Genomic DNA, 24,329 nt, shown 5'->3' with positions numbered 1-24,329 from the left:
GAATTATTGCGAGTGATTCAGCTTACGGATTGCTTGGAGTATTTGGTGCTCCAGCGGCGGGTATGGATGGCAGGAGCAGGATGTTTTTGACATCTAGCGTGCCATTGCCGATGACTTCGCTGTAGGCCTGGCCAGGGGTCACAGTGAAGAAGTTGTTACTTCCCGAGATGTTGCGATGGTAGAACTGAAACGCAGCAGGCGCCTTCGCTCCGCCAAGTAGGTTTTGTACCGCTGCCAATCCATAGATCTCCGGGTTGACGTTGCCGAGGCGCCCGTTGTTTATCTCAACAGCAAGGGCCAGAGCGCCTGCAAATTCAGGAGCTGCAGCACTCGTGCCAATGACGAGATCAAGCTCGCCTCCGATCCAGATGAGGGCTGAGCTACGCGGCAGAGCGGTGCAGTCCTGAGCGGCAAGATCAGCATCTCCGGGGCAGCCACCCATCATGAGAGCAAGATCAGGCGTTGTACGATACTGTTTGCTGCCGGTCGGCACCAGTTTCTGATACCAGGGTTTTGGGAAGACAGAACTGATACCACCACCGGAGCCCCAGGTGTTATTGCCCACACTGACGATGGTTGTTGGGCCAATCTGATATTCCGCTGGAACTACCGGATCGAAGTCTGCGTTCTCCGATTTGTAGGTCGCGTCGTCGGCTCCCGGAGCAGCGCTCGTGGAGAGGTTAGTGCCACCTACCGCGGTGACATCCGGATCTGCTGCCGGTGTTTCCACGCCAGCTACAAACGAAGTGCCGTTCGACGGATTATTGAGGAACTCAGGTGAGAGGCAGGGTACACCGCCATTGTCACCTGTGCTGGCGATAAAGGTGATGCCCTGGGCGTTCCCTTGATCGAATAGAGAGTGATAAACCTGGAGAATGTTGGTGAAGTCGACGCCACCGTTATAGGCTGCAGTGTAATACCGTTCGCATCCACCGAAGGATGAACTCACGATATCAACGACATTGTCCTCATCGACAGTGGCGTAACCGTCAAGTATCGAATCATCGCTGAGGTCGGGAATGTTGTAGAGCGTTTCCGTAGCTCCAGGAGCTGTTCCCAGGGACATCTGGGTATCGAGCGAGGCTTCGAGAGCGTCATCCGATGCTGGATTGAATGGGCCGCTGCCACCGTCTACTGGAACAACCGTCAGGGTAGGAACCGGCAACTTAGTGTTCGCCGAATATGCCTGAACGAGATTTATACCGCCGCCCAGATTGAGCGTCGAGTTAAAGGTAGCTGCCAGATCGCTGGGGCTGATGACCGACGAAATGACAATGCCAATGTGGGTGCCAACTCCAGCCAGCGGAGCTCGATGACCGGTGCGCGCCAAGGTGGTTTCGGCCTGGAATGAGGGTAGTCGATAGGCCTCATTCAGATCGTTTGGATAGAAGAAACTATCGTTGCTGGTGAGCCTGAAGAGTGGATCTAAGTATGCAAGAGACTTGGCCATCCTTCTTGAGTGCGTACGGGCCTCAAGACGAGAACTGAATGCGGGAATGACCGCGCCGAGAGAAGCCAGGGTTGAAGGCAATGTAAGATGGCGTTCCACGGCGGTTAGTTTGACACCGCCTCGCGCTGTTTGAACGCGCTGCAAATGCGTGGAGAACGTTCTTTGCACAGCCGATACGGAACCCTCAACTTCGAGGCTTTGAGTTTTTTCGCCTATGACTTTGAACCCTGCGGATTGCAATGCAGCCTTCGCTTGCGCAATGGTAGACGCGCTAGGGCCAAATTGAGTTTTGAACTGGGCGGGCGTGAGCCAGTGGTGATACTGGGGCGAACTCGTATCGGTCAGATTCTGTAAGAGCTGCTGAAGCGTCTCCTGATGCGTCAATGGCAGAAATACAGTGAAGTGCGTGATTGCGTTCTGATCCGCTACTCCGAGAGTTTGAACATGTAAGGTTGTAGATACATGGCTAGTTTGCGCAAGGCCTGTTGTTGTAAATACCCCTAGGATCAAGGCAGTAGCTGCTAGCAGAAAAACTTTCATAGGTAGTCCTCTCGTTGTTTTTGAGTTCTCTTTTTGGGGAGCTAATGCTGGCACCGTTTCTTGTGTCTACTGTGCATATGCTTTTGTGTTGGGACTCACTATAACGTTACAGGGCGGATTAGAACAGACAAACTTACACAAAATCAGGATGCGTCGGGATTGTCTGCTTTTGTCCTGGTAACACTTACCATTTCAAGTTACCGTTCAGATCGCACTTCTATCTTTAGGCCGTCTAAATCTATGCATTCCTATGTGCGGGATGGCCCGGTAAACTGGATATGAGGTATTTCGTGTTTCGTTCTTTATTGTTTGTGATATCGATTTTATTTTTGAGTTGGGGCTTGCCCGTTGTTGCGCAGGAATCATCCTCTACTCAGGGGATTCAGGCTCCAAAGGAAATTGCCGTGCCTGAGAGTGCGAATGTTGAATCGCCCGAGATAGCCAAGGCTGAGGCCGCGTTACTCAAGAATGATTGGAAGACTGCCGAACCTATTCTTGACTCCTGGCTTGCGACGCATCCGGTAGACGCTCGTGCGCTCTTTGATGCCGGGTATCTGGCCGATGCGCAGGGGCGCAATGAGGATGCGATGGCTTTTTATACCAAGGCGGTTTCGGCAAATCCAAAGAGCTTCGAGGCACAGATTTCGCTTGGTCTGCTGCTCGCGCGTATGGGTAAATCAGCAGATTCGCGCCCGGTGCTGGTAGTTGCCACGACGCTCGATCCGGGCGATGCTGGAGTTGCCGCCAAGGCTAAGGCATGGCGTGCACTGGCACAGATTGATCGGGTAGGAGTGGATGGCAAAGCCGATCCAGCGCAGGCCTCAGCGGATTTGATCGAGGCATTGAAGCTCACTCCCGAAACGACAGAGGACACACTGTTTGCGGCCAGTCTTGCCGAGGCTGCTGGTGACTCAGTCTCGGCCGAGGCTGCATATCGGCGGTTGCTGAAAAAAGATCCCGATTCAGAGCAGGCGTCTACAGGACTGGCTCATGTACTGATTGCGCAGAAGAAGTATCCCGAGGCTGAGGATCTGGTGAAGGAGGCGCTTAAAAAACATCCGGAGGACCCAGCATTGACTGCCCAGCTTGCGGCTGTGCTTGTGGCTCAGGATAAAGCCGAGGCGCTTCCGCTACTACAGGAGTTCCATCAAAAGCATCCGGATGACGCAGCTCTGACACGAATGCTGGCGCAGGTGAACGCGGATGCAGGAGACTATGAAGCATCCGATGAACTGTACGTCAAAATGCTCGCCGCCGATCCCAAGGATGCCGATCTGTTGGCTGGACATGGACAAAACCTAATCCGGCTGCATCGTTATGCCGAGGCTATGAAAGCTTTTGAGCAGGCGACCTCGATCGATGAAACGAATGGTGAGGCCTGGAATGGGCTGGCCTTTGCCTCCTTTGAGATGCATCAGCCTACGATCACGCTGCACGCTCTTTCCGTACGGTCAAAATATTTGCCTGAAACGGCAACAATCTACTTCCTATGGGCGACTGCATACGATACGCTTCACGACAAGAAGCAGGCCTCTGCCTACTATCACCAATTCCTGGACACAGCCAATGGTAAGTTCCCGGATCAGGAATGGCAGGCGAAGCAAAGACTGGCGGTGCTCGAAAAGGGGCGATAGGCCAGCCGTAGATGTGGAAACCAATGCAGTGGGGGCATCCTATGCGTACCATGGTTCCTGTCGCAGTGCTCGCTCTAGTCGTCACCTTCAATTGTCCCCGCTCATCCGGGGCGCCAGTCGATTCTAAACAGCCGGATGCGCAGAGCATCGCAGCACTGGAGGCGAAAGCCAACCTTGCTTCGCCTCGTGAACAGTGTTATCTCTACGCCGAACTGGTTCACGAAATGATTGAATACTCTTCGGCTCAGTACGCGTCCGGAGAAATAGATAAAGCTGCCTACACTTTAAAACGCGTCACACTCTTCTCACAAAAGATTCACCTGGCCATGTCGAATGACGAAAAGCGACTGAAGAATGCGCAAATCCTGTTGCGACATACAGCCTTTCGCCTGAATGAATTACTGCATACGAGTTCGATGGAAGATCGGCCGCTTGTGCAGCAGGCACTCGCGCAGGTAAACCAGGTTCAAACAGAAACGATGATGCAGGTTTTTCGCAAGTAAAGGAACGATGCGCGGGCGACCGCACGATTGCTATATGACGCGAATACACGTTGCTGGTCTTTTGTATCTCATTCTGCTCGGTGCGCCAATCGCAACCCTGCCTGCGTTTGCGCAACATCCGCGGCGTGAGACGTTGACAGAAGCGGAGATCGAGCAGGTGCGCGAAAGCTCGGTTTTCCCTGACCAGCGCATCCGGCTTTATACCAAGTTCGTGGATGAACATGCCGCCAGGATCAAGGATCTTACGAGCAGACCGAAGTCTGGTCAGCGCGTGATCAAACTTGATAATGCGATACAAGATCTGACCTCGTTGATGGATGAATTGGGCAGTAATCTTGATATGTACTCCGATCGGCATTCGGATATCCGCAAGGCATTGAAATCACTGACGGAGGCAACACCACGCTGGATTGCTATTCTGCGTGCTCTTCCCGGCGAATCGGGCTTTGATCTGGCGCGTAAAGAGGCAATCGAGAGTAGTGAAGAACTGTCGGATCAGACGACGCGCCTGCTGAGGGAACAGGAAGATTATTTTGCCACACACAAAGACGAAAAGGGCCAGGAGCGCGAGGATTCAGCTGCAGAGGCAACGCAAAAGCCTCGTTGAATTTTCTAGCAGAAAAATCGCATCAAGCCTGTCGGTTTGAGGTCTGCGACGAGTAACTGACGATCGTCCCCCAGGTTGTTGCATAACGCTTCTGCAGCGAGATAGCCGCTGCGAGCTGCGCTCTCCATTGTTGAGGGCCATCCGGTCGCAATCCAGTCCCCGGCGAGAAAGCAGTTAGGCCAGGGAGAAACAGCACTTGGACGCACAGCGTCTATTCCGGGCGGAACACCGAAGGTGGCACGGACTTCCTTGATCAGCGCGGACTTTACTATCTTCGCCTTCTTTACTTCAGGGAAAAATTCGGCGAGTTGTTCTATCGCGCGCGCCAATGCCTGCTCTCGGCTAAGCGCCGCAAACTCACGTGAGACGCTGACTACGAGTTCGATGTAACTGGCATTTGAGTTTCGCTGCGGCTGCCAGCGAGACTTGTGATACATCCAGTGAATATCTCGATCGAGGAGCACTGCATGAGGCAGTTCTGTTATCTCGCGGTCAAACCATAGATGAACGCTGCAGATAGGCCAATGCTCCAGCTTTTTGAGTTCTTCTGCAAGCTGGATTGCGTCTTCGTTCGCGGGCATCTTTGGCAGCAGTTTCGCGGTCGCTTCAAAGGGCAACGCGAGGATGAGGCTTTCAGAGACGTAGGGCTTGCCCGCAGCGGTCACGGTCCATAGCTGAGCCTCTTCGTCCCACTCGGCGGCATCGACGTTGGCGTTGTAGATGATTTCGCTGTGACGAGCTTTGAGGTAATCCTCTGCGCCGCGATACAAGTCGCTTAATGGTACGGTGCTCATGCCCATGCTGCCTGCGTTGGCCGAGTTGAGAAACAGTTCGCGAATAACTTTTGCAGCATAAGGCATCGCTATCTGATCAAGATCGGCGTTCAAAGCACTGGCTATTACCAGCCACCAGAAACGATTCATTGCGCCACGCGTCTGCCTATGGGACTTCAGCCAGCTTGCAAGATCTTCATCAGGGTCTTGTTTTTTCTTCAACATTACGCTAACAAGGGCAAAGATGATTGAGAACTTGTCAGCCAATGAAAAGCAATTTGATTTGAGGATGCCGGGAAGGCCGTGCATTGGCGCTGGAAGGCTGGATGGTGCCAGCACAGAACGTCGTCCACCGGGCTCGATCAAAGTCATCTTACTGTCCCAGAAAATCTTATCCGCTACTCCGATACGTTGGTATAAATCGATGAGATTTGTACAGCAACCGAAGAGTACATGCTGACAGTTATCAATGACCTCGCCAGTACCCGGATGCAGATAGGAAGACGCACGTCCTCCTGGATAGCTGCGGCGTTCCAACACTTGGACGCGAAAGCCGGCGTCGGCTAGAGCACAAGCCGCAGTGAGGCCTGCCACTCCGCCGCCGACGATGGTCACGACGTGTTGCGTCTTGCGGATTCCGGGGGTCGAAGAGATAGAGGCGGCTGTCATATTCGCTATTGAGAGAATATCCGGCGGGAGAGCCGCATTGCTCCCATGCGCGTTATGCCGACAAATAAGATGCTTAACTTTTTGACGGTCGGAACACTTGCGCGTTTTGAGAAGACGTCATAATCCGCACTCACAATACGCTTCAACAGCGAATGATAGATCGATACCAAGACCCACAGGGCTGGGCGGCTTTCCGGATCTATCAGCGGCAAGAGCTGCTGCGCCGAGGCATAGTATGCCTCGGCGCGATCCGCTATCGACTTCAGTAATGCGCGTTCCTTCGGCGTGATATCGCGGCCATTGCGATGTAGCAGCTGATCGAGTGAAACGCCATGCGCGGCCAGGTCTTCGAGCGGCAGGTATACACGATTGCGTTCTGCATCCTCGGCCACATCACGCAGGATATTGGTGAGTTGAAAAGCTATGCCCGTTTCTTCCGCAAGCTTCTCTGCATATGGCTCTGAGTAGCCGAAGATGCGGATGCAGACGAGTCCAACAACGGAGGCTACAAGATAGCAATAACGATATAGATCAGCGAATGTTGCGTAGGTGTCGGGCTGATTGGAAGGACGCGCATCGAGGTCCATCGTAGTGCCCGCGACCAGTTCGTCGAGCAGGCTATAAGGAATGTTGAAGCTTGACGCAGCATCTCTGACTGCAATGAACACAGGGTCAGAGGTCGGTGACCCACTGCGAGCGCATTTCCAATCGGCAAGCCAGTTATCCATGAGGCAGCGGCGTTCGTCGAGCGAGAGGCTCTCATCGTCAGAGAGATCGTCCGCCTTGCGCATGAAGGCGTAGATAGCGCAGATTGCGTTGCGACGAGCCTCGGGCAGAGCTACAAAGGAGTAATAAAAATTCTTTGCCTCGCGCTTGGCGATTGCACAACAGACCGCATAGGACTCATCCAGAGTTGGGATCTCGATCGATGCGGCTTGAAGATCAGCCATCACGCTGCCCTCGCCTTCAATCGCGTCCATGGTAAAAGCTTGCCCGAGACGGCGCGCAAGGCGAGCGCGATCTTCGTTGCCTTGGAGATAGCTGGTCGCTCTGTCAGCACGTCATAATTGCGCTTTTCTATTGCTCGGAGAATCTCCATGCCGCCGCGGCTGAAGAGATCCAGATCGAGTGCGAGTTCAGCATCTACCATCTCAAGCAAAGGCAGTCCTGCTTCAAACAGCGATTGTGCATACGCAACCTCATACTTGAGCAGCGCACGAAATTCAGGCGTGGCTTGTCCGCTGGCAATCAACGCTTCCGTCACGCCGAAGCGTTGCATTGCATCCTGCGGAAGATAGATGCGATCGCGCTGATAGTCTTCCGCAACATCCTGCCAGAAGTTGGCCAATTGCAGTGCCGTACAAGTTGCATCGGAAAGACGAAATCTCTCTGGATCGGAGTAGCCGCAGGCATACAACACTAGCCGTCCGACTGGATTGGCGGAGTAGCGGCAGTAGGCCAGAACTTCATCCATAGAGGCGAATCGAGTTATGATCTGATCCTGCTTGAAAGCGATGAGCAGATCAGCGAATGGCTCTTTGGGAATCCTGCAGATGCGAATCGTTTCAGCAAGCGCGACGAAGACAGGATGGCGCGCTTTGCCCGCATAACAGGCATCCAGTTCTTCGCGCCATAAATCGAGCAACGCAAGCGACTGCTCACGATTACCTGTCTCGTCGCCGAGATCGTCAGAGACGCGGCAGTAAGCATAGATAGCGTGGAAATGCGGACGAAATTTCTTAGGCAGAAACCAGGACGCGACATGAAAATTTTCGTAATGTGTCTCGGCCAGATGTTTGCACCAGGCACGGGCTTCTTCTAATGTAGGCGGCGTCACAGGAAAACGATAATTGGTGGGCAGAGACGCCCAACCTTGCTCCAAAAGCAGTTCACGCTGGCTGGTTACTTCGGCGGTTTTACTTACGCTGCTCATGCTATCGTTCTATCTCCGTCATGCCAGGAAGAATCGCCGTCTTGATGTCGTTGCCGCGATCAAGCAATTGAGTGAAGACTGCATTCAATTCACTTAATGGAGCATGGCCGGTAATGAAACGCTCGGCGTTAAACTCACCACTCGCTATCAATGCAAACGCTTGACGGCAGATTGCAGGCGTGTGGTGAAAAGTAGCTTTAAGCGTGAGATCGCCATAGTGCAATCTATTGGTATCCAGGCTCACTTCTGTACCCGCAGCGGGACCGCCGAAGAAGTTCACCACACCACCATTGCGCACCATGGCCACAGCCTGGTGCCATGTCTCTGGAAGGGCTACTGCTTCGATAGCGATGTCGACGCCGCGCTGATTAGGCGTGAGCGCACACACGGCGGCGGCGACGTCTGTAACGTCCGTTGTCTGGATCACATGAGCAGCGCCCAGAGAACGCGCTGCCTCAACCTGTGCATTACGCTTGACTACTGCAATTACCTTGCATCCAGCGAGCGCGGCGACATGCAGGATCATCAGGCCCAGCGGCCCTCCGCCAATGACTGCGACGGTATCGCCAGGTCGCGGGCTGCTATCTTCAAAGCCATGTAAGGCACATGCCAATGGCTCGGTAAGTGCGGCATACTCCAGCGGAACATCCTTAGGAATGAGCAACGTATTTTTTGCGACAATACGTGCGGGGACGCGAATGAATTCCGCATATGCGCCGTTGTTAAAGAGAAGATCTTCGCAGAGATTTTCCTGATCGCGCAGGCAGAAATAGCATTTGCCGCAAGGAGCTGAATTAAGCGGGACTACGCGATCTCCAACAGCGAAATTTGTAACGCCATCCCCTATCTCAACGACGATGCCCGAAACCTCATGTCCAAAGAGAGCTGGCGGCTGAATCATTCGTGCATGGTAGCCGCGCCGATAAATTTTGAGATCTGTGCCGCATGTTAGCGCAGCTACCACGCGCACAATCAGCTCGCCAGGAGCGGCATGTGGAACAGGAACCTGTTCAATGCGCACGTCTTCTTTGCCGTAGAGAACTGCGGCGGTCATGGTCGTGATTGCAACGGTCGTTGACATTCGGATCTAGGCTTCTGGCTCTATCATGATTTTCATTGAGCTGGCCGTAGGTTTAGATGCAACATCGATTGCCTCGACAGCCTGCTTCAATGGGAAGCGATGCGATATCAGCTTCGTCAAATCGAAGCCGTTGCGATAGCCATCAAATACAAGCTGCGCGCCTTCCTCTTGAATATCGACAGCCGCTGAATATGAGCCTAATAACGCTTTTTCATCCATGCATACAGCGCCCGGATCGAAGATCGCTTCCCCATGCTGAGTCTGAGCGAAGAGAAGAACTTTGCCGCCAGGACGAACCGCGTCCATTGCTGTTTTGATGAGAGCATCGACGCCGACAGCTACAAACACGGCGTCTGCGCCGCGTCCTTCCGTTGCTTCGCGTGCACGTGCAGCAACGTCTTCGGTGCGTGCATCGATGGGGTTCGAAAGGCCAAAGGTTGCTGCGATCGCATGACGCTCGGGGTAGAGGTCTGAGGTGAGGACTGTTGCCCCGGTTCGTAGAGCAAGTGAGGCGAGCAGAATACCGATAGGACCTTGCCCGATTACCAATACTGTTTCGTCCGGTTGCAGATTGAGCATCTTCACGCCCTTGAGGCAGGTATTCACCGGCTCTACAAAGGCTGCCTGCTCAAAGGGAACGCCGTCGGGGATTCGCACGACACCACCGTCGCGAATGATCCAATCCATGACGCGAACATATCCGGCGAATCCGCCACCGGATGGCTCGAAGCCTGCGCCCACGCCCACCTTTTTATAAGTCGCACATTGGGCAAATGTCTGCTTTCGGCAGTAGTAGCACTTGCGGCATGGAATGTGATGGAAGACCATGACGCGTTCGCCGACGGAAAAATTTGAGACGTCAGCGCCGGTAGCCACGATAGTGCCGGCTGTTTCGTGACCGAAGATGCGGGGCGCCGAATGAGAGCCGTTATGAATCTTCTTGAGGTCTGTGCCGCAGATGCCGCACGACGCTACTTTGATAAGAATCTCTCCAGCTCCGATTTGAGGTACAGGAACGGTCTCTACGCGCACGTCATTGACGCCACGATAAACAGCGGCGTGCATTGTGGCGGGAATTCTTTCGGAATATGTTGTTCCGGAAATTGCGGTAGCTGTACTCATGTCGTCCGATTCCGATATGGATGCATGTGCGTCTCAACCTCTGCGCACAAATGCCCTGCTGCTAGTTTACTGCCCTTTGCCATTGCCAGCACAGAGGCCCAAAGTGTCGGCCTCAATGCAACATGCAAACCGAAGGCAGCTTCACGAAATTGGCCATCCTGAGTGGCAAATTGAGCCAGGTCTGGTAGCTCGAAGGTTACGTCGTCCGAGATGGCCTTGATGGCGTAAAAAGGCAATTCTCGCGCACGTGCCAGACGAGCCACGGCCGCTGCTTCCATATCAACAGCACTAGCGGAATAAGCAGCACCGAGCCGCTGTTTTTCCTGTGCGCTGGCTGGGCTGGCGACGGTCACTACCGTCTGAATGGTTTGAGGTTGAGTGCCTTCACCGGTAAAGAAACGCTCACCTGTCCTGGTGTCTACAACAATATCTGCATGAACAATATCGCCGACATGCAGGCGCTCATTGCATGCACCAGCCCAGCCGATGGAGATGAGTTCGGACGCTGGTCCCAGTTTCAACGCGGCTTCTACTGCAAGGGCTGCGCGGTCTGCGCCCATGCCCGCGCAAGCGAGGATTGCGTCGTCATGTTCAAAGAGATGGATATTGCGGCTAAGGAGCTTTTGGTAGGCGCGCCATCCACGATGGCTAACGAGAGAAGCGATCTCACGCGGCAGAGCTGCGATAAAAACCGGACGAGGCCTGGGAGCTGTATTCATGCCGGTGGCGCGTAGCCGTTTGCGCGAAACCACTCGATTGCTGTCCGCATTGCTGGATACACAGGAGCAACGCGAAAGCCCAACTCCTGCTGCGCTTTGGCCGATGACGCAAACATCTTTTTCCGCCCCATGCGCACTTCTTCGAGGGTGGCGCGAGGCTCTTTTCGAAGGATACGTCCGGTGATGTTCTCTTCAAAAAAGGCGTAGGCTGCGGCCACAGCGAATGGAATCTGAACCGTAGGCGATGGGATGCCGGTGATGGCGGACATTTTGTCTAGAATCTGTTTCAGCGTGAGATTTTCGCCGCCGAGAATATAACGCTCGCCCGGGCGACCAACCTCAAGCGCGGCCACATGGGTTTTAGCCACTTCAGAGACATCGACAAGATTCAGGCCGGTATCGACGTAGGCTGGAAACTTGTGGTTGAGAAAATCCACGAAGATGCGCCCTGTCGGCGTAGGCTTGCTGTCATTTGATCCTACGGGCGTGGTCGGATTCAGGATCATCACTTGCTGGCCAGCACGGGCTGCTGCGATCGCTTCCTGCTCGGCAAGAAACTTGGAGCGCTTGTAATGACCGACCATTGAGGAAAGCGATACAGGCGTGTCTTCATTGATGATCAGGCCATCGGCACGAAAACCCATAGTCGCCACACTCGACGTATAGACAACGCGGCGTACGCCAGCTTCTCGGGCAAGTCGAAGTAGCTCGCGGGTACCATCCACATTGGCGCGGTACATCGATTTGGGATCGGGTATCCACAGGCGATAATCGGCGGCCACGTGCATTACCGCATCGCAGTCGGCGAGTGCGGGCTTGATCGATTCTGGATCGGAGAGATCGCCAGTATACGTCTCGCCGATGATGCCTTCGAGATTGGCGAGATTGCTACTTTTGCGTACGAGCAACCGAAGCGTAGCGCCCTGAGCGGCGAGTTCGCGGGCCACATGATGGCCCACAAACCCGGTCGCGCCTGTTAGAAAAACTTTCATGATTAGCTTTGCGTATAGTAGAACGCGACTGAATTATAAGTTAGTCCAGAGCCTCTGGATGCAGGGCGATATTGGTTTCGCCGGCTGCCTTCTTTTCGGCATATTTCTTGAGCCAGGCTTCCCAATGTTTGCCTGCTGCACGGTCTTTGCCGGTGAACTCGATCCTGGCGATTTCAGCGTAACTTGCTTTCCGTTTTTCGAGCGCATTCGAAGCGAAATATTGCACGTACGAATCCGCCAGCGACTTACCCGATTGACGATTGAAAATGTAAGCCTCAACCGTTTCGCCATTCTTGAACGTCAGCGAGATATCCCCGCGATAATCGAATGCCTTTTCAAGCGCATTCTGCAGATCGGCTTCGTTGGCTAATTCTGGGATCCAGCCTTCGAGGTTTTCGTAAGCACGGCCGTCTACTACTTCAAGTTCATCGACGTTCACAGGAGTTGCAGCGTGCACGGGTTGGCTCATGCGCGTGTCTCCTCAAGCTGGGCCACTTGCGGCGTGAGCGAGACGCCCTCGATCTTAACGAGGTGGCTACGCTCTGCCGTGAAGGTGGTGTGATTGTTGAGCAGATCGAGAGCACCCTGGTCTTTGTAGCTGGAGAAAATTGCAGCCTTGGCCATCGCGAAAAATCCACTCAACGAACCAAAGCCTGCGTTTACGGCAGTCGGTTCATAACCGCAACTTACCATGCAGTTAGCGCACTTGGGGTTGCCGCTGGCGGTGCCATATTCATCCCAGTTAGTCGTATCGAGCAGTTCCTGGAAGGTGTCGGTGTAGCCATCCTGGAGCAGGTAGCAGGGCTTCTGCCATCCGAAGATGTTATACGCGGGCGAACCCCATGCGGTGCACTCGTAGTTACGCTTGCCCATCAGGAATTCGAGGAAGAGCGGCGACATGTTGAACTTCCACGACTTCTTGCGGTTGGACAAAATGGCGCGGAAGAGACGGCGAGTTTTGGCGCGACCGAGGAAGTGCTGCTGATCCGGAGCCTTTTCGTAGCTGTATCCCGGCGAAAGTACGATGCCTTCAACGCCCATGGACATTACTTCGTCAAAGAAGCTGCGGACGCTGTTTGGATCGGTGCCGTCGAAGAAGGTGGCGTTAGTAGTGACGCGGAAACCACGCTTCACTGCTTCCTTGATGCCTTCGACGGCGATGTCGTAACCACCTTCGCGGCAGACGGACATATCGTGGTGCTCACGCTGGCCGTCGAGATGAACCGAGAAAGTCAGGTACTTCGAAGGCGTGAACTCGTGCAGACGCTTCTTGAGTTCGAGCGCGTTGGTGCAGAGATAAATGTACTTCTTACGCTCGACCAGGCCGTTGACGATCTCGACGATCTGCGGGTGCAGCAGCGGCTCGCCGCCAGGTAGCGAGACCATGGGGACGCCGCATTCTTCGACTGCATGGAAGCACTCTTCGGGGCTTAACTGCTTCTTGAGAATGTGTGGCGGATACTGCACCTTGCCACATCCAGCGCACGCCAGATTGCAGCGGAAGAGTGGCTCGAGCATCAGCACGAGCGGGTACTTCTTCTGGCCGCTCAGCCTCTTTTTGAGGATATAGCTTGCTACGGTCCACATCTGTGAAATTGGTACAGCCATCGTTCAAACCTCCTGTGCCCTTAGGGCGATCGTGCAAACCAGCTTAAGCCAACAATGATTAAGCGGCGCTTTCCATTGCCCGCTTGTAGGTCGTCATTGCCAGTAGCGGGAAGAAGTTGCGATACATGTGATAAGCAAGGTAGAAGACTCGCGGAAAACCTGTTCCGGTATAGAGCGCCTGATGGGTCGCACCTTCGCCGGTGGATTCGTCCCAGGAACCATCCGCCTGCTGGCGTTCCAACAACCAGCGGATGCCCTTGGCTACCGAGTCACTACGATTGTCACCAGCCGCTAATAAGCCCAGAATTGCCCAGGCAGTTTGCGACGGGGTACTTGGCCCGATGCCACGCGTAATTGGATCATCGTAGCTATTGCAGCTTTCGCCCCATCCACCATCGGAATTCTGAATCATGCGAATCCACTCGGCGGCTTGCTGGATCTGGGGTTCATGATTGTCGATACCCATCGCGTCCAATCCGCGCAGAACCAGGAATGTCCCGTAGATGTAGTTCACACCCCAGCGGCCAAACCAACTGCCGTCGGATTCCTGTTCGGAGAAGATGAACTGGATCGCCTTTTCGACACGCTTGTCTTCACGCGAAAAGCCGTACGTAGCCAGCATTTCAAGAATGCGCCCGGTAATATCTACGGTCGGTGGGTCCAGCATCGCGTTGTGATCAGCGAATGGGATGTACTGGAAGATCATCTTGGTGTTGTCTTTATCAAAGCTGGCCCAGCCGCCGTTTTTGCATTGCATGGCAAAGAGCCAGTTGATAGCACGTTGCGAAACATCGTACTGATAACGCTCACGCGGATTCTCAACCTTGTTCAACGCCAACAGCACTTGAGCCGTGTCATCGGTATCGGGATAGAACTCGTTATTAAATTCGAAGTACCAGCCACCCGGCTCCGCATTGGGGACTTTAACCGACCAGTCGCCCTTGTGACGGACTTCTTTGGAGAGCATCCAGTCGGCGGCCTTGAGCATGCGCGCATCTGTGGATGGCACCCCAGCTTCCCCTAGAACGAAGACTGCATACGCGGTATCCCATACCGGAGACATACAGGGCTGCATACGGAAGGTTGGCTCAGAGTAATCCGGAATACCCGCGTCCTCGATGCCAAGCTTTTCAAACTCATCGCGGGCGCGAATAACCTGAGGATCGTCATCGGAGTAGCCCAGGCAACGCAGTGCCACAATCGCGTTCAGCATGGCGGGATAGATAGCACCCAGGCCGTCTGACATTTCGAGGCGTTCGAGCATCCACTTTTCTGCCTTACGCAGGGCCAGCTTGCGTAAGGGACGGATGTAAACAGCCTCTACCCAATGAAAAGCCCGATCGGCGATGAGGAAGAAATTGCGCCAACTAACAAGCTTCTTGCGATCCATGCGCAGACGCAGATTGGCATTCTCGCGACCACCGACAAAAAGCTCATCAATTCCCTGCTCTGCTGCAATCTTTTTGAAGGGCTTTTTGGCGTAAATGATCGAGAGTGGAACCAGGATTGCTCGGGACCAGGAAGAGATCTCGTAGATATTGAAGTAGAACCAGTTCGGCGCAAGAACAATTTCCGGCGGGATAGCAGGAACAGCGTCGTAGTCGTATTGGCCAAGTGCGCAGAGGTAGATCTTGGTAAAGGTGTTGCACTCGACTACACCACCGCTGGCCAGAATCCACTCTCGGGCACGAACAAGGATAGGATTGTCCGCAGACATCCCCATCAGCTTGCAGGCGAAGTAGCACTTCACTGCAAGCGAGATATTTCCGGGCGCGCCGGGATAGATGCTCCAGCTTCCATCGGCGTTCTGATAACGCAAAATCTCAGTCAACGCACGTTTCATTTTGCCTGGATCACCGCTTTCAAGCAGCGTATGCAGGAAAATATAGTCAGCCTCAAGCATCGAATCTGCTTCGAGTTCAGCAGACCAGTAGCCGTCGGGATGCTGCTCCGAGAAGATGTAATCGCACGAACGAGCCACCGCTGCGTCCACCTGAGAGATGTCCGCGTCGATGCGGCCAAACCGTGGTGCAGCGGGCTTTACGTTGGCTTCAAATTTACTCATGCGTCTCAGTTTCGTCTGGCTCTACAAGTGTCCCCGAATGCGGAGAGTTCTAGCGGACTGGAATCGACTGGGCGCCGTTCGCGCCACCGATAGCTTGGATGATCTCAGGCGGCAAACCGAAGCGCACATTTTCCGGCATAACTTCAACTTCTTCGACGCTGGAATACCCGTTTTGTTGCAAATAATTGATCACATCCTCGACTAGAACTTCCGGTGCGGAGGCTCCGGCTGTCACGGCAACGGAATTCACGCCCTCCAGCCACTTGGGATCAATTGCTGCGGAGTTATCAATGAGATACGCCTGAGTGCCGAGGTTGTTAGAAACTTCGACCAGGCGATTTGAGTTCGAGCTGTTGGTCGAACCAACAACCAACACCAGATTCGCTCCGGGGGCAACGTTGCGCACGGCAACCTGACGATTCTCAGTGGCGTAGCAGATGTCCTGCGTATGCGGCCCTACAATGTTTGGGAACTTTACCTTAAGGGCGTGAATAATATCGCGCGCCTCGTCGAGAGAAAGCGTGGTCTGCGTCAGATAGGCGACACGATCAGGATCGACCACGACCAGCGCTTCAACCTCTTCGACGTTGGAAACAACCTGCGTCGCTTCAGGAGCTTCGCCCAGGGTGCCTTCGATCTCATCGTGATCGCGATGACCGACGAGCACGAGCGAGTAGCCCTGCTTGGCGAACTTGACGGCTTCGACGTGAACCTTGGTCACGAGTGGGCAGGTGGCATCAATCACCTTAAGACCGCGTGCTTTACTGGCTTCGCGGACTGCAGGGGAGACACCGTGCGCACTGTAGATCACACGCTGGCCGGCTGGCACTTCTTCAATTTCGTTGACGAAGATTGCGCCCTTTTCTGCCAACTCGTTGACCACAAATCGGTTGTGGACGATTTCGCGGCGGACGTAGATTGGCGCGCCGAATGTTTCGAGCGCAATTTTGACAATGTCAATCGCACGAACTACGCCAGCGCAAAATCCACGAGGCTTGAGCAACAGAACGCGTTTTTGAGCCGCGCTGCTATCCGCGCGGCCAACGTTGGGAAGAGATTCCTGAGCTAAGAGTGTCACTCTCTGAGTATACCAATTAGTGACTCCCCTTCCCATCAGGGAAATGTAATAGGGGAATTCAAGCAGCCAATGGTCGTTCTAAGCGGTTGAGCGGGAACAGGTTGCGATCGGCGGGATACTGACGGTCAGCGGCTGGCTTCAATCATCTGACTGGCGTGCCGCTGGCTGGCCTCAGTAACTACTGCGCCACTGAGCATACGGGCAACTTCTTCGACCCGCATACGGTCATCCAGCAAACGAACCTGGGTCTTGGTGCGGCCGTGATCTTCGCGCTTTTCAAGCAGGAAGTGTTGATCTGCGAACGCTGCAATTTGCGGAAGATGGGTGACGCACAGCACTTGCTGGGCCTGGCTGAGTGTCTTGAGTTTCTGCCCTACAGCCTCTGCGGCGCGACCACCGATGCCGATATCGATTTCATCGAAAACCAGTGTTCTGGGTGCGACTGGCTTGCTGGAGCGTGTTGCGGCAGGCTTGCCGGTTCCCTCTTCGACAGTAACTTTGAGCGCCAACATGACGCGGCTCATTTCGCCGCCCGATGCGATCTCATGCAATAGCTTAAGTGGCTCGCCGGGATTAGTGGCAATGCGATACTCCACGGAATCCCAGCCATGAGAAGCCCATGCTGATTCGTCTGACTGCGGGGCGATGGTCACGGTGAATTGAACCTTCATGGCCAGGTCGTTGATCTGCTTCTCGGCAAGGCGCGCCAACTTCCCTGCTGCTGCCGAACGCAATCCACTCAAGGCCTGCGCTGCCGTCACGTACTTTGCGCGTGCATCTGTCAGGTCTGTCCGAAGCTGCTTTAGAATTTCGTCTCTATCCTCAACCTCGGCGAGCTTTGCGGCGACTTCTGCTCCAAAAGCGATTACTTCGTCGATGGTGCTGCCGTACTTGCGCTTGAGCCTGTCGAGAACAACCAAACGATCTTCGATTTCAGCCAGCCGGTCAGGGGATGCGTTAATTTTCTCGGCATAATCCCGCAGGGTATCGCTAAGGTCGTCCACGATGGCGCGGGCAGAGGTAAGTTGTTGCACCGCATCGGTAAATTTGGCATCGTAGCGGGCGAGCTCTTCTACGCTTCGCAGAGCGTTACGCAGAGACGACTCGGCAGAGGTATTGCCCTCGTAAAGCTGGTCGAATGCGCCCATGGCTGCTGCATAAAGTTTTTCGGCATTGGCCAGTACGCGCTTTTCGGTCTCTAACTGCAGGTCTTCGCCTGCGGCGAGCTGAGCTGCTTCGATCTCTTTTTTCTGATAGCTCCAAAGATCGACCATTCGAAGGCGGTCTTGTTCGCCCTGTTCGAGCTCAGCTAATTTTGCGGCTGCCCCGCGCCAGCGCGTGTAGGCTTCGGAGACGGTTGTCGATTCAAGGCTGGCGAACCGGTCCAGAAGAATTCGCTGCTGTACCTGGTCGAAGCTGCTCAGAGTTTCACTCTGCGCGTGAACCAGTGCGAGTTCAGGAGCAAGTAACTTAAGTACCGCGACCGTTGCGGGCTGGTTATTTACAAAGACGCGGCCTTTGCCTGTAACCAGAATCTCCCGGCGTAGAATGATTTCCGATCCGCTCCCGTCGATGCCATTTTCTTCTAGAATCGAATCTGCTGTCGCCGTTGCCTCGAAAACGCAGGAGACCACGGCCTTATCAGCGCCATGGCGGACTACTTCGGCTGAGGCTTTACCGCCCATGAGCAGGGCAAGCGCGTCAACCAGGATCGATTTGCCAGCGCCAGTTTCACCGGTGAGTAAATTTAGCCCCGGGCCGAAGACGGCTATGGCGTGATCAATGACAGCATAATTTTCAGCGCGCAGTTCGACGAGCATCGTTAAACCATTCTCCTGCATTTGGCCTGAAGTGTAAGGACGTCATACCAGTTGGCGAAAAATGCAGGATTCCGTGCGCAGCATACCATGCGGCAGCCCTGCTATTCGCTCAGAACACCGGCACAAGTGGCGACCGGAACCTTGTTAGCAACTTGGGGTAGTGCTACTTCATCTGCTAGCTTCATAGACGAGGTACACGCCGATTTTAGCCGCTGCCCTTGCCCTTTTTCTCCAGTCAGACGCGCCGCCTCCCCCTCCCACGCAGGGATCCAGCGCGATCGTTGAAATGCTCTCCAACAGCGGACCGGTGGCCCTAGCGGTGCTGCTCGTGCTGGCGATTGCCAGCGTTTATTCCTGGACGCTGATTTTTGGCAAGATGAGCACTTTCTCCAAGGCCACAAAACAGAGCCGCCGCTTTATCCGGACCTTCCGCAAAGCTACGCGCCTTCAGGAAATTGCCGCCAATACCGGTGACTACGCGCCGAGCCCGCTTGCATTGGTTTTTGAGGAAGTTTATGAGGCCTACAAGCGCCAGACTGGCGGCTACGGTCCGCCGCGCAATGTTGCTACGTTGGAGCGCTCTGCTCAGACTGCAAGCAGCGAAGCGGTTACTCGGCTTGAACAGAGACTGACCTGGCTGGCGACTATTGCTTCCACCAGCACATTTGTCGGCCTCTTCGGCACCGTTATGGGCATTGTGGATGCGTTTCACGGCCTGGGGACCGCCGGTTCTGCTACCCTGCGTGCTGTCGCGCCTGGAATTTCAGAAGCACTCATCACCACGGCTGCGGGCATCTTCGTCGCTGTGCCTGCCGGCATCGCTTACAACCAGTTCGCCGCTCGGCTGCGTGTTTTTGCGTCGGGGATTGATGACTTTGCGCGTGAACTTCTGAATTCTCTGGAAGAGATTCCACAGCGCGGCGCGAACCAGCCACCTCCTTCCCAGGGAGCGCGGGCAGGTGATCCTCGTTCGACAGACCCTCGCTCGACAGATCCGCGGCTCATGGAACGGGAGGTCTAAATGGCCTTTACGGGCAGCAACGGGCGCACACAGACATCGCTGGCCGAGATCAACATCACGCCGCTGGTCGATGTGGTGTTGGTATTGCTGGTTATTTTCATGCTTGCCGCACCAGTGCTGCAGTCGGGCATTGAAGTTGCTGTGCCCAAAACACGCACGGTCAAGGAGATCACCGAACAACGCCTGGTGGTTACCATAGCCAAGGATCAGACGGTTTTCCTGGGCGATAAGCCGGTGAATATCCACGAATTGGCGACGCAACTGCATCAATCCGGCGTAGATCCCGCTCACCAGGTGATTTATCTACGAGCGGATGAGCGCGTTCCTTTCGGCGCGTTTGCCTCGGTCATGGATTCTGTTAAACAGGCTGGCATTACCAACATCAGCATCGTTACCCAGCCACTCGAAACCAAGTCCAACTAGTAGATCTTTACCAACAGAAACAGGTCAGGAGCAAGAAGCTGCAGGTCAGCGAACAACTCGAGCCGGAATTCCTACGGGAGCCTATCGGCAAGCCGATGGTGAAGGCCGTGCTTTTCCATGGTCTGCTCGTGGGACTTGTTCTGGGCTATGGTTTTTTGAATGGGCTGTTTCCTCACAACACCTGGGGAGGGGCGACCGAGGGTGCGATCGCCGTGCAGCTAGTCAGCAGTGCCCTGCCTCTGCCTGCAGACCACAAGCCGAACGATAATGTACTGGCAACTGAAAAACCCAGCGAAGCGCCTGCGCCGCCCGCGCCTAAAGCACAGCCCACGGTAGACGAAAAAGCGATCCCCATCCCGTCAAAGATCGAGGCTCCTAAAAAGCCAGCGGCAAAAAAGCAGGAAGCCAGCAAAATACCCGAGCCTAAGCCGGTGGTTACCAGCAAGACTCCACAGCGCCAGCCAACACCGCCCAAGCAGGACAATCGCGCGCAATATGGCGAGCAGTCTTCAAGCGCGATGCAGCGCACGGCTCAGCCTGGCACTACGACCGTGGGAGCAACCAGCGTGACAGCATCGCCGGGCAGCCGGGGATTTAACTACCCGTGGTACATCCAGAATATTCAGCGAAAAATGCAGCAGAATCTCTATCGAGGCGAGGTTGATCCGCGGACGCCGGTAGGCTCCCGCACCTATATCACCTGGGTAATTCGCCGCGATGGCACTGGAATGGAGGCCAAGCTGGATAAATCCAGTGGTAGTCCCACTCTGGATCGAGCCTGTCTTAGAGCAGAACAGAGAGTTGACACTTTTGGGCCCCTTCCTTCACCACCAAGTGATCCACCGCCCAATGTCTCCTATTATTGTGAGTACTGAGTGTTATGAAATTCACGCGTGATCTGGATACAACGGTCGAAACAAGTTGTTTTTTGAGCTCCAGTCGAACGCAGCAGTAACCCTGTATTTTTGAGGAAGAGGACTGAACCGCATGACTGCAATCCTTCGCAAGCTTCCCCGAGCATTTTCTTGTTTTTTGCCTCTGCTCGCATTTGCAGTCAGTCTCCCTGTACTGCATGCGCAGGATTGGATTCGGACTGGCAGTAACCTCACCGATCAGCGTATCCGCATCGCGGCAGCCGATTTCAAACCTGTTGGTTCTGATCCGCAGACGCCATCGCTGAAGTCCACGTTTGACGCGACACTTTATAACGACCTGTCGAATGCTGGCATCTTCGACATGGTTTCAAAGAGCCTGATTCCGCCGGTTACGCCGGGCGCTCCTCAGGAAATCAATCTGCCGCAATGGGCAGCCGATCCGGCTAACGCGTCGATGGTCGCATTTGGAGCGCTATCTTCTACCAATGGCCGCCTGAGCGTCTACGGCTGGGTATTCGATGCCAAGAACCCAGGCAGTCCACAGATCCTGGGCAAGCAATACAACGAAACTGCCAACCAGGATAATGCCCGTTTGATTGCACACCGCTTTGCCGACGAAATTATCGCCCGTCTCGGAGGCGGTCTGAACGGCATTGCCGAGACCAAACTCTACTTCGTCAGCGCACGTACCGGCTCCAAGGAAATATGGGTGATGGATTACGACGGGCAAAATCAGCACATCGTAACCAAGCAAGGCAGCATCTCTCTATCACCGCGCATTTCGCCGGACAACAGCAGGCTTGCATTTTCGACATTGGGCAAAGAAGGTTGGACGATCCGCATGTTCTCGATGGACCTCGGGCGGACGGTGAGCTACCCTGCGGGCGTGGCGGGCGGCAGCAATCTTTCGCCTGCATGGTCTGGCGATGGATCCAAGATCGCTTTTTCGTCATCCCGTTCGGGAGACCCTGAAATATGGATATCGGATAGCAATGGCGGCAATCTGCGTAAAGCCACCTCTATCCGCGGTCCGGATGTTTCGCCAACTTGGAATCCGAAGACCAATTCTCAGATCGCCTGGGTCAGTGGGCGCACCGGTCTGCCGCAGATTTACACTATGGATGCGGATGGTACAAATATTCAGCGTATGACGGATGGTGGTTATGCCATCTCACCTTCGTGGTCGCCGAACGGGCAGTTTCTCGCATTTTCCTGGAACCGGAAATACGGCCCCGGCGCTCCCGGCGGACAGGATATTTATGTGATGGATATCGCATCCAAGCGGTGGCTGCAACTGACGCATGAGGCTGGTAGCAATGACTTTCCCAGCTGGTCCCCCGATGGCCGCCATGTTGTATTTCAACGCGAGATTGGCAAGCAGGTCGAAATCTGGACTATGCTGGCAGATGGCACGGAACAGCACCAACTAACACACTCTGGCAAGGACTCTATGCCAAACTGGAGTTGGAAGTAATTTCGGTTCCGGAGTAGGTTATCGGCGCCTTGTATGACAAACAGATTTACAAATTTCGTTGTAAGGAGAAAAACTTGAACTCCAAATATCGTGCTTTCAACCGCACAGCTACGGCCTTAATCCTGCTCATGGCTACATTCGCAGTGATCGGATGTGGTAAAAAGAAATCCTCCTCGTCCAATGCCGCACCACCGCTCTCAGGGCCCCCCCCCACGGCACAGTTGACCGCAACTCCTTCTACGATCACCGCTGGCGATCAGGTTGTGCTTTCATGGCGCGCCACGGATGCGACAAACGTCTCTATCGATGGCATTGGCGACGTCCCCAGCTCTGGCGTCAAGACGGTCACTCCAACTACCTCGACCAGTTACCATCTGATCGCGCGCGGCGATGGCGGGTCGGCAGACGCAACTGCGCGGGTCACGGTAAATGCAGCCCAGATGGCTGTTGCAGTACCGCAGGATTCCTCGGCGTCAAACATGACGGCGGACGAGCAGTTCAAAGCCAGCGTACAGGATATTTTCTTCGACTATGACAGCTACGATGTACGCCCGGAGAACCAGGCCGCTCTTTCGAAGGCCGCCGCATACCTGGCGACAAACTCTCGCATTCACGTCTTAATCGGCGGGTACTGCGATGAACGTGGCTCGAATGAATACAACCTGACTCTGGGTCAGAGCCGTGCGAACTCGGTCAAGCAGGCATTGGTTCAGGCCGGTATCGCAGCTGATCGCCTCCGCATTGTCAGCTACGGTAAAGAGAAGCCATTCTGCAGCGAATCTACCGAAGAATGCTGGCAGCAGAATCGTCGCGCCGGCTTCTCCATCGACAGGTAACGAAATCGCAATTGGCCACTCCATAGTTACAATGAACGAACGACGCGGCAACCTGGATACAAATCCGGTTGCCGCTATCTCCTTCACAAACAGAATGTGAGAATCTGATGCAATTAATCGATCACCGACGTATCTGGCGTTATCGCTTTGCGGCTCTGCTTCTTGCGGTGCTGTTTATTGTGCCTCGCCCTGCACACGCAGCTTCCAAGGAAATCATTGAGCTGCAGACTCAGGTGCAGCAGTTGCTTGACATGGTGCAGCGTCTCCAATCCACCGTAGATTCGCGCTTCGGACTGGTGCAGCACCTGGTGGAACAGAGCACGGACAGCGTGAATCAGATGAATGCTACCGTCGCCACGATGCAGCAGAAGCTGAATGCGCAGAATGAATCAACCAACGGCAAGCTGGATTCGGTCTCCGGCCAGGTGCAGTCGCTGAATGACTCCCTCGATGAGATGAAGACTCGTATCGCAAAGCTCGACAAACAGCTTCAGGATATTCAGTCTCAACTCCAGAATGTACAGGCGCAATCCACTGCGACAACGGCGACCATGCCAGGTGGCATACCGCCTCAGCAACAGGGCCAGCCAAACGGAGGTCAACCTATGGGCGGGCAGCCGATGCAGGATGGCGGAGGAGCGCCGAATCCCGGCATCCCCGACGCTGGAGCATCTCAGGCTCCGCCGCTTCAAGAGACATATCAGAGCGGCCTACGCGATTACAACGCCGCAAAGTACGATCTGGCTTTCTCCGAATTTGGCGATGTACTGCACTATTATCCGCAGGATGACCTGGCTGGAGATGCGCAGTTCTATGTCGGCGAGATCGCTTATCGGCAACAGAAATATAAGGACGCAGTCAAATCCTACAATGCTGTTCTGGAGAATTTTCCAGGCAACCGCAAAGCACCCGCAGCCCAGCTTCGCAAAGGTCTTGCTCTGATTCAACTGAACCAGAAGGACGCGGGCGTCCACGAACTACGCTCCTTGATTCAGCGGCATCCGCAAACTCCGGAAGCCCTACAAGCGCGAAGCAAACTGAATGCACTCGGAGTACGCATCACCCCCGCTACGCGATAGCTTTATTTTGTAATTTAAGCAAAGAAA

The 24,329-nt window shown here is 54.6% G+C and carries 22 protein-coding genes; 9 read left to right on the top strand and 13 right to left on the bottom strand.

Going from position 1 to position 24,329, the window contains the following annotated elements; all coding sequences use genetic code 11:
* Nucleotides 1–22 precede the first annotated feature (22 nt).
* Nucleotides 23–1,990: a S53 family peptidase gene (locus OHL19_RS11085; protein WP_263357761.1), complete on the bottom strand. Its 1,968-nt coding sequence runs from the start codon at nucleotides 1,988–1,990 to the stop codon at nucleotides 23–25.
* A gap of 404 nt (nucleotides 1,991–2,394) precedes the next feature.
* On the opposite strand from OHL19_RS11085, the gene OHL19_RS11080 reads away from it, so the two are divergent.
* From OHL19_RS11080 to OHL19_RS11070, 3 genes are all read left to right on the top strand, one after another.
* Nucleotides 2,395–3,624, top strand: coding sequence for a tetratricopeptide repeat protein (locus tag OHL19_RS11080; RefSeq protein WP_263357760.1), 1,230 nt, complete (start codon nucleotides 2,395–2,397; stop codon nucleotides 3,622–3,624).
* Nucleotides 3,625–3,665: 41 nt separating this feature from the next.
* A complete protein-coding gene (locus OHL19_RS11075) occupies nucleotides 3,666–4,127 on the top strand; it encodes a hypothetical protein (protein WP_263357759.1) in 462 nt (153 codons plus the stop codon).
* A gap of 133 nt (nucleotides 4,128–4,260) precedes the next feature.
* Nucleotides 4,261–4,734 carry a hypothetical protein gene (locus OHL19_RS11070; protein ID WP_263357758.1) on the top strand — a complete coding sequence of 158 codons (474 nt, stop codon included), beginning with the start codon at nucleotides 4,261–4,263 and terminating at the stop codon, nucleotides 4,732–4,734.
* A 5-nt stretch (nucleotides 4,735–4,739) separates the two neighbouring features.
* Here OHL19_RS11070 and hpnE read toward each other — a convergent pair whose 3' ends face one another.
* From hpnE to recN, 12 genes are all read right to left on the bottom strand, one after another.
* Nucleotides 4,740–6,176, bottom strand: a complete 1,437-nt coding sequence (gene hpnE, locus OHL19_RS11065; protein ID WP_263357757.1) for a hydroxysqualene dehydroxylase HpnE — start codon at nucleotides 6,174–6,176, stop codon at nucleotides 4,740–4,742.
* A gap of 5 nt (nucleotides 6,177–6,181) precedes the next feature.
* Nucleotides 6,182–7,156 carry a phytoene/squalene synthase family protein gene (locus OHL19_RS11060; protein WP_263357756.1) on the bottom strand — a complete coding sequence of 325 codons (975 nt, stop codon included), beginning with the start codon at nucleotides 7,154–7,156 and terminating at the stop codon, nucleotides 6,182–6,184.
* On the bottom strand, nucleotides 7,126–8,109 hold the full coding sequence (gene hpnC / locus OHL19_RS11055; RefSeq protein ID WP_263357755.1) for a squalene synthase HpnC: 984 nt from the start codon (nucleotides 8,107–8,109) through the stop codon (nucleotides 7,126–7,128). The genes OHL19_RS11060 and hpnC overlap by 31 nt, the downstream gene beginning before the upstream one ends.
* 1 nt (nucleotide 8,110) lies before the next feature.
* Nucleotides 8,111–9,190, bottom strand: a complete 1,080-nt coding sequence (locus tag OHL19_RS11050) for a zinc-dependent alcohol dehydrogenase (RefSeq protein ID WP_263357754.1) — start codon at nucleotides 9,188–9,190, stop codon at nucleotides 8,111–8,113.
* Nucleotides 9,191–9,196: 6 nt separating this feature from the next.
* Nucleotides 9,197–10,312, bottom strand: coding sequence for a zinc-dependent dehydrogenase (locus OHL19_RS11045; RefSeq protein WP_263357753.1), 1,116 nt, complete (start codon nucleotides 10,310–10,312; stop codon nucleotides 9,197–9,199).
* Nucleotides 10,309–11,031 (bottom strand): phosphorylase family protein, encoded by a 723-nt coding sequence (locus OHL19_RS11040; RefSeq protein WP_263357752.1) that lies wholly within the window; start codon nucleotides 11,029–11,031, stop codon nucleotides 10,309–10,311. Before OHL19_RS11040 ends, OHL19_RS11045 begins: the two co-directional genes overlap by 4 nt.
* The gene (hpnA, locus tag OHL19_RS11035) at nucleotides 11,028–12,023 is read right to left on the bottom strand and encodes a hopanoid-associated sugar epimerase (RefSeq protein WP_263357751.1); all 996 of its coding nucleotides are present in this window, start codon (nucleotides 12,021–12,023) and stop codon (nucleotides 11,028–11,030) included. The genes OHL19_RS11040 and hpnA overlap by 4 nt, the downstream gene beginning before the upstream one ends.
* Nucleotides 12,024–12,063: 40 nt before the next feature.
* Complete coding sequence (locus tag OHL19_RS11030; RefSeq protein WP_263357750.1) at nucleotides 12,064–12,492, bottom strand: hypothetical protein; 429 nt, start codon at nucleotides 12,490–12,492, stop codon at nucleotides 12,064–12,066.
* A complete protein-coding gene (hpnH, locus tag OHL19_RS11025) occupies nucleotides 12,489–13,631 on the bottom strand; it encodes an adenosyl-hopene transferase HpnH (protein ID WP_263357749.1) in 1,143 nt (380 codons plus the stop codon). The genes OHL19_RS11030 and hpnH overlap by 4 nt, the downstream gene beginning before the upstream one ends.
* Before the next feature lie 58 nt (nucleotides 13,632–13,689).
* Nucleotides 13,690–15,696 (bottom strand): squalene--hopene cyclase, encoded by a 2,007-nt coding sequence (gene shc, locus OHL19_RS11020; RefSeq protein WP_263357748.1) that lies wholly within the window; start codon nucleotides 15,694–15,696, stop codon nucleotides 13,690–13,692.
* Between the two features lie 49 nt (nucleotides 15,697–15,745).
* Nucleotides 15,746–16,774, bottom strand: coding sequence for a 4-hydroxy-3-methylbut-2-enyl diphosphate reductase (locus OHL19_RS11015; protein ID WP_263357747.1), 1,029 nt, complete (start codon nucleotides 16,772–16,774; stop codon nucleotides 15,746–15,748).
* A 125-nt stretch (nucleotides 16,775–16,899) separates the two neighbouring features.
* Nucleotides 16,900–18,594: a DNA repair protein RecN gene (gene recN, locus OHL19_RS11010; RefSeq protein WP_263357746.1), complete on the bottom strand. Its 1,695-nt coding sequence runs from the start codon at nucleotides 18,592–18,594 to the stop codon at nucleotides 16,900–16,902.
* A 286-nt stretch (nucleotides 18,595–18,880) separates the two neighbouring features.
* Here recN and OHL19_RS11005 point away from each other — a divergent pair, with 286 nt between their 5' ends.
* The 6 genes from OHL19_RS11005 (at nucleotide 18,881) to OHL19_RS10980 (ending at nucleotide 24,302) form a co-directional block, all read left to right on the top strand.
* Nucleotides 18,881–19,615: a MotA/TolQ/ExbB proton channel family protein gene (locus OHL19_RS11005; protein WP_263357745.1), complete on the top strand. Its 735-nt coding sequence runs from the start codon at nucleotides 18,881–18,883 to the stop codon at nucleotides 19,613–19,615.
* The gene (locus OHL19_RS11000; RefSeq protein WP_263357744.1) at nucleotides 19,616–20,038 is read left to right on the top strand and encodes an ExbD/TolR family protein; all 423 of its coding nucleotides are present in this window, start codon (nucleotides 19,616–19,618) and stop codon (nucleotides 20,036–20,038) included.
* Nucleotides 20,039–20,145: 107 nt separating this feature from the next.
* Complete coding sequence (locus tag OHL19_RS10995; RefSeq protein ID WP_263357743.1) at nucleotides 20,146–20,913, top strand: TonB C-terminal domain-containing protein; 768 nt, start codon at nucleotides 20,146–20,148, stop codon at nucleotides 20,911–20,913.
* 112 nt (nucleotides 20,914–21,025) lie between these two features.
* Nucleotides 21,026–22,387: a Tol-Pal system beta propeller repeat protein TolB gene (tolB, locus tag OHL19_RS10990; protein WP_263357742.1), complete on the top strand. Its 1,362-nt coding sequence runs from the start codon at nucleotides 21,026–21,028 to the stop codon at nucleotides 22,385–22,387.
* Nucleotides 22,388–22,461: 74 nt separating this feature from the next.
* Nucleotides 22,462–23,223 carry a peptidoglycan-associated lipoprotein Pal gene (gene pal, locus OHL19_RS10985; protein WP_263357741.1) on the top strand — a complete coding sequence of 254 codons (762 nt, stop codon included), beginning with the start codon at nucleotides 22,462–22,464 and terminating at the stop codon, nucleotides 23,221–23,223.
* Nucleotides 23,224–23,330: 107 nt separating this feature from the next.
* On the top strand, nucleotides 23,331–24,302 hold the full coding sequence (locus OHL19_RS10980; RefSeq protein WP_263357740.1) for a tetratricopeptide repeat protein: 972 nt from the start codon (nucleotides 23,331–23,333) through the stop codon (nucleotides 24,300–24,302).
* Nucleotides 24,303–24,329: the final 27 nt, after the last annotated feature.

It is taken from the genome of Acidicapsa ligni (genome assembly GCF_025685655.1).
Taxonomy (GTDB): domain Bacteria; phylum Acidobacteriota; class Terriglobia; order Terriglobales; family Acidobacteriaceae; genus Acidicapsa; species Acidicapsa ligni.
The sequence above is the reverse complement of the archived record's forward strand: the minus strand, read 5'-3'. Positions and strand labels throughout refer to the sequence as shown.

Coding starts and splice junctions, on each gene's coding strand:
- OHL19_RS11030 (WP_263357750.1), bottom strand. CDS start 12,492: ATGAGCCAACCCGTGCACGCTGCAACTCCTGTGAACGTCGATGAACTT.
- OHL19_RS11005 (WP_263357745.1), top strand. CDS start 18,881: ATGCTCTCCAACAGCGGACCGGTGGCCCTAGCGGTGCTGCTCGTGCTG.
- recN (WP_263357746.1), bottom strand. CDS start 18,594: ATGCTCGTCGAACTGCGCGCTGAAAATTATGCTGTCATTGATCACGCC.
- OHL19_RS11050 (WP_263357754.1), bottom strand. CDS start 9,190: ATGTCAACGACCGTTGCAATCACGACCATGACCGCCGCAGTTCTCTAC.
- shc (WP_263357748.1), bottom strand. CDS start 15,696: ATGAGTAAATTTGAAGCCAACGTAAAGCCCGCTGCACCACGGTTTGGC.
- OHL19_RS11045 (WP_263357753.1), bottom strand. CDS start 10,312: ATGAGTACAGCTACCGCAATTTCCGGAACAACATATTCCGAAAGAATT.
- hpnH (WP_263357749.1), bottom strand. CDS start 13,631: ATGGCTGTACCAATTTCACAGATGTGGACCGTAGCAAGCTATATCCTC.
- OHL19_RS11085 (WP_263357761.1), bottom strand. CDS start 1,990: ATGAAAGTTTTTCTGCTAGCAGCTACTGCCTTGATCCTAGGGGTATTT.
- OHL19_RS11000 (WP_263357744.1), top strand. CDS start 19,616: ATGGCCTTTACGGGCAGCAACGGGCGCACACAGACATCGCTGGCCGAG.
- tolB (WP_263357742.1), top strand. CDS start 21,026: ATGACTGCAATCCTTCGCAAGCTTCCCCGAGCATTTTCTTGTTTTTTG.
- OHL19_RS11075 (WP_263357759.1), top strand. CDS start 3,666: ATGCGTACCATGGTTCCTGTCGCAGTGCTCGCTCTAGTCGTCACCTTC.
- OHL19_RS11060 (WP_263357756.1), bottom strand. CDS start 7,156: ATGGACGCGATTGAAGGCGAGGGCAGCGTGATGGCTGATCTTCAAGCC.
- OHL19_RS11040 (WP_263357752.1), bottom strand. CDS start 11,031: ATGAATACAGCTCCCAGGCCTCGTCCGGTTTTTATCGCAGCTCTGCCG.
- hpnC (WP_263357755.1), bottom strand. CDS start 8,109: ATGAGCAGCGTAAGTAAAACCGCCGAAGTAACCAGCCAGCGTGAACTG.
- OHL19_RS10980 (WP_263357740.1), top strand. CDS start 23,331: ATGCAATTAATCGATCACCGACGTATCTGGCGTTATCGCTTTGCGGCT.
- hpnE (WP_263357757.1), bottom strand. CDS start 6,176: ATGACAGCCGCCTCTATCTCTTCGACCCCCGGAATCCGCAAGACGCAA.
- hpnA (WP_263357751.1), bottom strand. CDS start 12,023: ATGAAAGTTTTTCTAACAGGCGCGACCGGGTTTGTGGGCCATCATGTG.